We start from the raw sequence: 5106 nt of genomic DNA, 5'->3' as shown, positions 1-5106 counted from the left end.
GGCGCCCCGGGCGCCGAGCCGGCGGCCGTGGCCGCAGCGCAGACCGGCCCCGAGGCGGGCCACGCCCTGGAAGGCCCGGCGCTCCAGGCCGCCGTACCGCAGGCCGCGCCCCTCGACGCCGCCCAGGTCGTCGATCCGGCCGTGGCCGTGGCGGCGGACGCCCCCGACACCGTCGTCACCCCCGAGCAGTCGGAAGCCACCCTCCCGTCGGCCCCCGACCCGACGCAGCCCCCGCAGCCGGCGGACGGCTCCGCGGCACCGACCGGAGACGCCACCATCGCCACCGACCCTTCCCCCCAGCCCGTGGACGGCGAGCACCTCGCCCAGGTCCCCGGCCCGCTCGTCGAGGCAGGGGCCGTACCCCAGCCCGCCGACCCCGCGCAGACGCCCCCGCCGGCCGGTGACACCCCGTCCCTCGGCCGGTTCGTGCCGGTGACCGGCTCCGTGCCGACCACCCCGCACCTCGCACCGACCCCGCCGCACGCGCTCACCCTCCCCCCGGAGGCGGCGCAGGCGCCGGAACCGGCCGCCACGGTCCCCGCCCCGCGCGAGGCCGACCCCGAACCCGTACAGCACGCGGACGACCTGGACACCCAGGGCGCCGACCAGGAAGAAGAGAGCAAGGCCGCAGTGGAAGACGTACGACAGTCCACCGGCCCGGCCGCACCCGCCTACGACGACGCCGAGCGCGAGGCCGTTCTGAAGGTGATGCGCGAGCGCCGCGACATCCGCAACGGCTTCCGCAGCGACCCCATCCCGCACGAGGTGCTGCTGCGCGTCCTGGAGGCCGCGCACACCGCCCCGTCCGTGGGCCACTCGCAGCCGTGGGACTTCGTCGTCATCCGCTCCGCCGACACCCGGCGCAGCATGCACGAACTGGCCATGCGGCAGCGGGACGCGTACGCGAAGTCGCTGCCCAAGGGCCGGGCGAAGCAGTTCAAGGAACTGAAGATCGAGGCGATCCTCGACACCCCGGTGAACATCGTCGTCACCGCCGACCCGACCCGCGGCGGCCGCCACACCCTCGGCCGGCACACCCAGCCGCAGATGGCGCCCTACTCCGCCGCGCTCGCCGTGGAGAACCTGTGGCTCGCCGCCCGCGCCGAGGGCCTCGGCGTGGGCTGGGTCAGCTTCTTCGACGAGCGCGAGATGGTCCGCGCGCTCGGCCTGCCCGAGCACCTGGAGGTCATCGCCTACCTGTGCGTCGGGTACGTCGACGAGTTCCCGGACGAGCCCGAGCTGATGCAGGCAGGCTGGTCCAAGCGCCGCCCGCTGTCGTGGGTCGTGCACGAGGAGACGTACGGCCGCCGCGCCCTGCCCGGCGAGGAGCCGCACGACCTGCTCGGCGAGACCGTCGCCCAGATCCGCCCGCTGGACGCCAAGGCGCTCGGCGAGGCCTGGGAGCGGCAGAAGCGCATGACCAAGCCGGCCGGCGCGCTCGGCATGCTGGAGATCATCTCCGCGCAGCTGTCCGGCCTGTCCCGGCAGTGCCCGCCGCCGATTCCGGAGCCCGCAGCCGTCGCGATCTTCGCCGGCGACCACGGCGTCCACGCCCAGGGCGTCACCCCCTGGCCGCAGGAGGTGACCGCGCAGATGGTCGCCAACTTCCTCGGCGGCGGCGCGGTCTGCAACGCCTTCGCAAGCCAAGTCGGCGCCGAGGTGTGCGTCGTGGACGTCGGTGTGGCCACCGACCTCCCGGCGACCCCGGGTCTGCTGCCCCGCAAGATCCGCGCGGGCACGTCCGACATGACCACCGGCCCCGCGATGACCCGCGAGGAGGCCAAGCTGGCCATCGAGGTGGGCATCGAGACCGCCCGCGACCTGGTGGCCGCCGGCAACAAGGCCCTGCTGACCGGTGAGATGGGCATCGCCAACACGACCGCGTCGGCCGCCCTGATCTCGGTGTTCACCGGCGCCGACCCGGCCGAGGTCACCGGCCGCGGCACCGGCATCAACGACGAGACGCTGGCCCGCAAGACCGAGGTGGTCCGGCGCGCCCTCGAACTGCACCAGCCGGACCCGGCCGACCCCATCGGCGTCCTCGCCGCGATCGGCGGCTTCGAACACGCGGCGATGGTCGGCCTGTTGCTGGGCGGAGCGTCCCTGCGTACGCCGGTGATCCTCGACGGCGTCAGCGCCGGGGCCGCCGCCCTGGTCGCCCGCGCCATCGCCCCGGAGGTCCTCGCGGCCTGCATCGCCGGCCACCGCAGCGCCGAGCCCGGTCACGTGGCCGCCCTGAACAAGCTGGGCCTGCGCCCGCTGGTCGACCTCGACCTGCGCCTCGGCGAGGGCACGGGCGCGCTGCTCGCCCTGCCGCTGGTGCAGAGCACGGCCCGTGCCATGCACGAGGTGGCGACCTTCGACTCGGCGGGCGTCACCGAGAAGTGAGCCCCGGCCGGGATGGGACCGCCGTCACAGCGGGCGTCCCCGTCCCGGCCGTAGGCTGAGCGCACCACCGAAACACGCACGTCAGGGCTGCTCCAGCGCCGTAGCGCCCATCGCTTTGCCAGGACGAGGAGCCGCCCTCATGGCCGAACACCCCGCCTATCCCGTAGGCCTCCGCCTCACCGGCCGCAAAGTGGTCGTCCTCGGCGGCGGCCAGGTCGCCCAGCGCCGCCTCCCGGCCCTGGTCGCGGCAGGCGCGGACGTCCTCCTCGTCTCGCCCGAGGCGACTCCCTCCGTCGAGGCGATGGCGGAGGCCGGCGAGATCACCTGGGAGCGGCGCGGGTACGCCGAGGGGGACCTGGCGGACGCCTGGTACGCCCTGATCGCCACCAGCGACACCGAGGCGAACGTCCGTGCCTCGGCCGAGGCGGAGGCCCACCGCGTGTGGTGCGTGCGCTCCGACGACGCCGACGCCGCCACCGCCTGGACCCCGGCCACCGGCACCAGCGAGGGCGTGACGGTCGCCGTCCTCACCAGCCGCGCCCGCGGCCGCGACCCCCGGCACACCGCCGCCATCCGCGACGCGGTCGTCGAGGGCCTGCGCGACGGCACCCTGGTCGCCCCGCACTTCCGCACCCGCACCCCCGGCGTCGCCCTGGTCGGCGGCGGCCCCGGCGACCCGGACCTGATCACCGTGCGCGGCCGCCGTCTGCTCGCCGAGGCCGACGTCGTCATCACCGACCACCTGGGCCCCCGCGACCTGCTCGCCGAGCTGTCCCCGGGCGTCGAGGTGATCGACGCGGCGAAGCTGCCGTTCGGGCGCTTCATGGCCCAGGAGGCCATCAACAACGCGCTGATCGAACACGCCAAGCAGGGCAAATCGGTCGTCCGGCTCAAGGGCGGCGACCCGTTCGTCTACGGCCGGGGGATGGAAGAGGTCAACGCGCTCGCGGAGGCCGGCATCCCGTGCACGGTCGTGCCCGGCATCTCCAGCTCGATCTCGGTGCCGGGTGCGGCCGGCATCCCGGTCACCCACCGCGGTGTCGCACACGAGTTCACGGTGGTCAGCGGGCACATCGCCCCTGACGACGAGCGTTCCCTCGTCGACTGGCCCTCGCTCGCCAAGCTGACCGGGACGCTCGTGATCCTCATGGGCGTGAAAACGATCGGCAAGGTCGCCGAGACGCTCATCGCGCACGGCAAGTCGCCCGACACCCCGGTCGCGCTGATCCAGGAGGGCACGACGGCCGCCCAGCGGCGCGTCGACGCCACCCTCGCCACGGTCGCCGAGACCGTCGTCGCGCAGGAGGTCAGGTCGCCGGCGGTCATCGTCGTCGGCGCCGTCGTGAACGTGGGCCCGGAGACCTCGGCGTAACCCGGGGTAACACAACTCGCTCCCAGCCGTTGGCACCACACCCAGGACAAGGCAGTATCACCCTGTGGCCGATCTCATCACCGTCGAGGATCCCGACGACCCGCGCCTGCGCGACTACACAGGCCTGACCGACGTAGAGCTGCGCCGCAAACGCGAACCGGCCGAGGGCCTGTTCATCGCCGAGGGCGAGAAGGTCATCAGACGGGCCAAGGACACCGGCTACGAGATGCGCTCGATGCTGCTGTCCGCCAAGTGGGTCGACGTCATGCGCGACGTCATCGACGAGCTCCCCGCCCCGGTCTACGCCGTCAGCCCGGAGCTCGCCGAGCAGGTCACCGGCTACCACGTGCACCGGGGCGCGCTCGCCTCGATGCAGCGCAAGCCGCTGCCGACCGCGGCCGAACTCCTGCAGACGGCACGCCGCGTGGTGGTCATGGAGTCGGTCAACGACCACACCAACATAGGCGCGATCTTCCGCTCGGCGGCGGCCCTGGGCATGGACGCGGTCCTGCTCTCGCCCGACTGCGCCGACCCGCTGTACCGCCGGAGCGTCAAGGTCTCCATGGGCGCGGTCTTCTCCGTCCCCTACGCCCGCCTCGACACCTGGCCCAAGGGCCTGGAGTCGGTGCGCGAGGCCGGCTTCACGCTGCTCGCCCTCACCCCCGACGAGAAGGCCAAGACCCTCGACGAGACCGCCCCGCACCGGATGGACCGCGTCGCCCTGATGCTCGGCGCCGAGGGCGACGGCCTGTCCACGCAGGCACTGGTCGCCGCCGACGAATGGGTGCGCATCCCGATGTCCCACGGCGTGGACTCCCTGAACGTCGGCGCCGCGGCCGCGGTCGCCTTCTACGCGGTGGCCACCGGCCGCCCCCAGGGGTGACCGTGCCGCGGGGCGAGGCGATCGTCGCGATCCTGCGCCGCGGCGACCGGCTGCTGGCCGTCCGCCGCGGCCCCGGCGTCGTGCGCCCCGGCTACTGGCAGCCCCTCAGCGGCAAGGTCGAGCCCGGGGAGAGCCAGCCGGAGGCGGTCGTCCGGGAGGTCCGCGAAGAGGTCGGCCTCACGGCGGCACCCCTGGCCAAGGTCTGGGAGTCGGAGACCGACGACGGCCGCTTCCGCCTCCACTGGTGGACGGCCGACGCGTCCACCGGCGACGTCGTCCCCGACCCCGACGAGGTGGGGGACTTCCGCTGGGTCACCCCCGAGGAGTTCCTCGCCCTGGCCCCGGTCTTCGACGGCGACCGAGAGTTCTTCACCCACGTCCTGCCGAACCTGGAGCCCTAGGGCCTGTCGTTCGGATCAGCTCGACGTCGCGGGGTCTGGCACGCGCGGGTCGGCCGTGACGG

At 74.1% G+C, this 5106-nt stretch carries 4 protein-coding genes; all 4 read left to right on the top strand.

Features of this window, described 5'->3' with window-relative positions; all coding sequences use genetic code 11:
- On the top strand, nt 1-2388 hold a 2388-nt coding region (gene cobT, locus M8J74_RS09560), incomplete at its 5' end, for a nicotinate-nucleotide--dimethylbenzimidazole phosphoribosyltransferase (protein ID WP_249835961.1).
- A 139-nt stretch (nt 2389-2527) separates the two neighbouring features.
- Nucleotides 2528-3760 carry a uroporphyrinogen-III C-methyltransferase gene (gene cobA, locus M8J74_RS09555; RefSeq protein WP_249835960.1) on the top strand — a complete coding sequence of 411 codons (1233 nt, stop codon included), beginning with the start codon at nt 2528-2530 and terminating at the stop codon, nt 3758-3760.
- A gap of 64 nt (nt 3761-3824) precedes the next feature.
- Nucleotides 3825-4643 carry a TrmH family RNA methyltransferase gene (locus M8J74_RS09550; protein ID WP_058926445.1) on the top strand — a complete coding sequence of 273 codons (819 nt, stop codon included), beginning with the start codon at nt 3825-3827 and terminating at the stop codon, nt 4641-4643.
- A 2-nt stretch (nt 4644-4645) separates the two neighbouring features.
- Nucleotides 4646-5044 (top strand): NUDIX domain-containing protein, encoded by a 399-nt coding sequence (locus M8J74_RS09545; protein ID WP_249835959.1) that lies wholly within the window; start codon nt 4646-4648, stop codon nt 5042-5044.
- The last annotated feature ends 62 nt before the right edge of the window (nt 5045-5106 follow it).

Origin of the sequence: Streptomyces panaciradicis (genome assembly GCF_023516615.1) — a bacterium.
Lineage (GTDB): Bacteria > Actinomycetota > Actinomycetes > Streptomycetales > Streptomycetaceae > Streptomyces > Streptomyces panaciradicis.
The sequence above is the reverse complement of the archived record's forward strand: the minus strand, read 5'-3'. Positions and strand labels throughout refer to the sequence as shown.

Bases quoted from the DNA above. Each gene is read 5' to 3' on its own strand.
- cobA (WP_249835960.1), top strand. From the start codon at position 2,528: ATGGCCGAACACCCCGCCTATCCCGTAGGCCTCCGCCTCACCGGCCGC.